Origin of the sequence: Stenotrophomonas sp. HMWF023 (genome assembly GCF_003060985.1) — a bacterium.
Lineage (GTDB): Bacteria > Pseudomonadota > Gammaproteobacteria > Xanthomonadales > Xanthomonadaceae > Stenotrophomonas > Stenotrophomonas lactitubi.
Map to the genome: position 1 here is coordinate 21,401 of NZ_QAIJ01000233.1, position 4,442 is coordinate 25,842.

Annotated in this window: 4 protein-coding genes; all 4 read right to left on the reverse strand. The window is 62.2% G+C overall.

Annotated features, from left to right (window positions below; genetic code table 11):
• Positions 1–34 precede the first annotated feature (34 nt).
• Positions 35–1,051: an XVIPCD domain-containing protein gene (locus tag DBR20_RS12700; RefSeq protein WP_108266417.1), complete on the reverse strand. Its 1,017-nt coding sequence runs from the start codon at positions 1,049–1,051 to the stop codon at positions 35–37.
• 57 nt (positions 1,052–1,108) lie between these two features.
• Complete coding sequence (locus DBR20_RS12705) at positions 1,109–1,645, reverse strand: hypothetical protein (RefSeq protein WP_100552875.1); 537 nt, start codon at positions 1,643–1,645, stop codon at positions 1,109–1,111.
• A 1,319-nt stretch (positions 1,646–2,964) separates the two neighbouring features.
• Entirely contained in the window at positions 2,965–3,504 is a 540-nt protein-coding gene (locus tag DBR20_RS12715) for a DUF4189 domain-containing protein (protein WP_308812616.1), read from the reverse strand.
• Between the two features lie 37 nt (positions 3,505–3,541).
• Entirely contained in the window at positions 3,542–4,441 is a 900-nt protein-coding gene (locus tag DBR20_RS12720; protein WP_258223345.1) for a type IV secretion system protein, read from the reverse strand.
• Between the last annotated feature and the right edge of the window lies 1 nt (position 4,442).

The window sequence follows — 4,442 nt, forward strand, 5'->3', positions numbered from 1 at the left end:
CCCGCCGGTCTCCGACCTGCAGGCGGGGCCCAGATTACAGCGATCGCGGGCGGTTCTGCTCCTGCTCGCGGGTAACCGAAGCGGCCTGTTCCTGGCGGGCAGAAGCTTCGGCCGCCAACTGCTGGCTGCTCTGCTCCAACGGCAGCTGAGCGGCAGCCTCACGCTCCACCATCGAGCGCTGCATCGCCGGGTCCCCCATGGCGCCCTGCACCGCGAACAGTGCCTTGCCATCGGTGCCCGCCACCACGTGATCGATGCGGCCCATGCCTGCCTTCTGCGCGCTCAGCGCCAGGGCGCCGGCCGCATTGTCCAGTTCCTGCTGGCTGCGCAGGCCGCTCTGCGGCCCCATCTGCTGTAGATGGCCGCGAGCGTCGGTGAACAGCCGGTTGCCGGCATGGGCCGGATCGGACATATCGCGCGGGCGCTCAGGCAGCTGTGCGCGCTCACCCACTTCGCCGCGGGCAAGCCGGTCCATCACCTCCGGGGTCAACTTCTGCTGCCACGCCTCGAAACGCTTGAGCCGATCCTCCACCCCGTTGACGGCTCCGTTGATGGCGTAGGTCGCCTCGCGCACGTCCTCGCGCGCCTGCTCCGGCACACGGTTCTGCCATTGCCACACGGCGATGCGTCCTGCATGTTCCGGCTGCGACGCCAGCTCGGGCTGATTGACCAGGTCCAGGTCCAGCGCAGTGCCGGCGCGCTGGTAGCTTTCCTTGCCGGTCAGCTGCAGATAACCGCGGCCGTGGTACTTCAGCGCATCACCAGGCGCGTCGTTGCCCATCCGGCCGCCATACATCAGCTCGGCCAGGTCATCCGGACGCCCACGCAGGGCTTCCTGGCGCGCGGACTCCAGCGCCTCGGTGCCATTGCGCCACGCCGCTTCCACCGGGATCTGCGAGATGCCCCGGGTGTAGTTGAAGCTCTCGTTGAGCCGGCTCAGGCCGCGCGACTCGTGCCCTGCCTGCGCCATGAAATTGGCCAGTTCAAGGGGGGAGTCGATGCCGGCGTTGGTCGCCTGCCGCAGCAGTTGCGACTCTCTATCGGTCGACACAGTGCAACTCCTGGATGTTCATCAGCGCGGATTCCTTTCCGCCGGTTGGAGCTTGGCTCATGGAAGCGACACCTCGGCGACACTGGACGGATCGAAGTCCTCGAACCGCACCCTGCCCAGTTCCGCCACCGAGAAGTCCCGGATGTTGGTCGCTTCAGTCTCGATATCCACGACCTTGCGTCTCACCCCATCCACCCAGCAGGACTTGTCCGCCGATGCATAGCGGAACCGGTACGTGCTGCTCCAGCGCTCGCGGCTGCCGCCGTTGGTGATCACGCTGAAGGTGTCTTCCTCAACCATTGCATACGCAAAAGGGTCGCCAGCCAGGCCACCGCGGGTAGAACACGGCACCAGCTTGTCGTTGCGCGCGGCCAGCTGCCAGCGCCCGCGCCCGTCACCGCGCAGCAACAGCAGCACCCGGTTCGGCCCGTGCTGGCCGGGCACCAGCCCTTCCGGCGTCGGCTGATCGATGACCAGCAGCTGGTACTCGATGCCATCGCCGTTGAGCTCGCCCCTGACGGCTTCCAGCAGGTTCGCACCGGATGGAACAAATGCCAGGGCATCGTCCATGTGTGCGCCAAACCTGTCCTCCATCCCCTCCCACTCCTTCAATGTCGTCTTGCCGATGCCCGCCTCCCTGGCCGGTCGGAACGCGGTGTCCCGGCTCGCCCGCGCCTGCGCAGATGCGGATCATAGCCCCGCGCACGGCGTGGCCGCGATAGTGGCAAGCGTCACCCGATGCATGGGCTGACAGAGTCCTCATTGGACGGAAAAGCTCCTGCGTTCGGTGGCACTGGCGCGTCATTTTTATGACGCGCGGGGAGCTTACCGCGAGGAGCTTTGCCGCGTCGAAGGGCGCAAGCTTGAAAGAGAGCTGCCAGTCACAAAAAGGGCTCGCGGAGAAATGCCCCTGTCCTGAACCAATGGGAAGTGGCTTTTCAGCACCGACTCAAGCCGGGAGCGTGAACAATCATCGGTAGGGTTTGAACTCGGAAATGCTGCAGGCAGAATAGGCCACCTGACACAACGCGTCCCCGTTGACCGATGAGCATTCGCTCACCGCAAGTCCCTTGGCGTCTTCAACATCCTCGGCACTCGCCACAATCGATCTAGCCGGGGCCTGCAGACTCGTGGATGCAGGCGGATCCGCGATAGCAGCACACTGATCATGATAGGTCAGACGAATTTCACATTTTCGTCCACCACGCCTTCCACACCCGTCGAGCGCAGCGGCCTCCGCAGCCCGCTTGGATATCTGCGATACGGAAGCACCGGTGGCCATTGAAGCTCCAGGGGCCGGATCCCTATCCTCCGCAATTGCGCCCCAGCGAGACTCCCAACGGCCACTTGGAACAGGAGCTTGAGGCTGGGCCGGTCCGTCTGTTCCGCCGGGAATGGGAGCGCAGCCCAACACCCCGTTCGAGCTGCCAATGGGATATTGACCCGGGGGACATCGCCCTTCCGCCAGCGCAGTCAATGGAGCCGCCAGCAATACCATCAGGACAGAAAATTTAACCAAGAGCTTCGCTGCAATTGACGACTCTACCGATGAGGCCACGCGCGGCTACTTGCCCGGCGCCGTCCCATATGTGCCCGGACCAATCTCTTCCACAACGCTGGCCCCAGTGCTGTGGACCAATGGCGCCGAGACCAGCCCTTCCGCATTCGTCGTATACGCCCACACATCGCTGCGTGGCGGCTGCCCATTCGGGCTTGAGGCCCCTGGGACGGGGCTACCAACTATCTGCGACAAAGCGTTGAAAGCACCAAGCGTGCCTTGTAAGAACATAGCCGCCTTCGGGACCGCAGTCGGGATCCGATTCGTCAGGATAAGATCCATGCCGCGCCGCTGCAGTGCCATGCTCGGCACACCCTATCAAGGCAGACCCAAGAAGCCCACCCATTGACGCATATCAGAACTCTTCAAAAATAGGCTTCGTGCAGTTTTCATATAACACAGCACACTTTCCGCCCACATCATTCTCGCACTTGGAATGCGCCATTATCAGCGCCATTTCCGGCGTAGCACCACGCCCCACTGCCGACACTCCGCGACCAGTCTTCCCACTGGGAATGACCCAAGCCACGCATTGGTTTCGATAGGCCAAGCTGACCGAGCAATCGGCGGCACCCGTTGAACTACACTTGCGCAACGCCTCCTGTTCCGCCGCTTCCTGCGATCGAAGCCCAGTGGATGCTCCTGCGTCCTGAGTAGAACTGGACTCGGCGATTGCTCCCCAAGTCTTTACCCACCGTCCGGTTGGAGAGTTCGCGGGCACTTCAATAGTTCCGCTACTTGATGCGCTACTTGGAATGGGAGCACAACCTTGGACGCCCTGACCTCCGATTGGATAGTAGCCTGGAGGACAGTTCCCCTCAGCCGCGACCATCCCAGCTGCCCCCAGAAAAACAAGGGCGCACAAGGAGATTACATAGCCCCGAAACTTCATCATCCAACCACCTCCGCTTCTTCGACTTCGATCATCCCAATCAAGCTACGCCCGTGCCAGCATTACCTCTAAGGCCGGAAGACTGTTGCGCGGGATCTGGACCAACGTGCAGCCTAGGGCTAGCCGCCTGCATTCCCATGGGTGAACCTCCACCTTCTCCCGCCGGCGCTTGCGGCTTGTAACTCTGCCCGCCACCCGTAGAACCTGGCGGCTGACCATTCGGGCCCGGCGATGCCGGTACTGCACTACCGCCTATCTGCGAATATGCCATGAAGCTGCCAAGCGTTCCTTGGAAGAACATTGCCGCCATTGGGGGCGCAGTCAGGATCAGAGTCGTCAGGATCAGGCCCATGCCGCCCTGCTGCAGCGCCATGCTCGACATACCCTCACTGAAGTTCTCACCCATAAGAGTGCCGGCCAACGTGCTCCCCCAGAAGGCGAACGCGACCTTAGACACCATCTTCATCGCGATGCCAGTCATAGCCGCCAGAACCGCCATAGAGAACATCGTGCCTATGCCGTAGAGCAACCACTTCTGGAACAGTTGCTTGGTCTGATCAAACAACAGGCACAGGATGAAGAGCGGCCCCAGGCCGATGAACAGCGCCAACGCCACTTCGTACAGCAGAAGCATCGAGCCTGCGGTGACGGCAGGCCCACCAGTGCCCATGCCGATGAACCACATTGCGCGGGTCTTCGCGTTGTCCAGCGTCACATCGCTCATCACATCGAGCGCGTCAACGCTGGAAAGCGCAAGTTGCATGTAGCCTAGGTTCTCGTCAATCAAGTCTTCCGGTGAGTCGTTCTCTCCCGTGACGACGTAAGTAATCTCGTTCTTAACGTCGTTGGTCAGGAAACCGTGCATCTCACGACCGAACATGCCCATGGTCGTCGCGACCGACACGATAAGTGCGGCCTTTGCCATGTTGCTCACCAGCACC

Coding starts and splice junctions, on each gene's coding strand:
- DBR20_RS12715 (WP_308812616.1), bottom strand. CDS start 3,504: ATGATGAAGTTTCGGGGCTATGTAATCTCCTTGTGCGCCCTTGTTTTT.
- DBR20_RS12705 (WP_100552875.1), bottom strand. CDS start 1,645: ATGGAGGACAGGTTTGGCGCACACATGGACGATGCCCTGGCATTTGTT.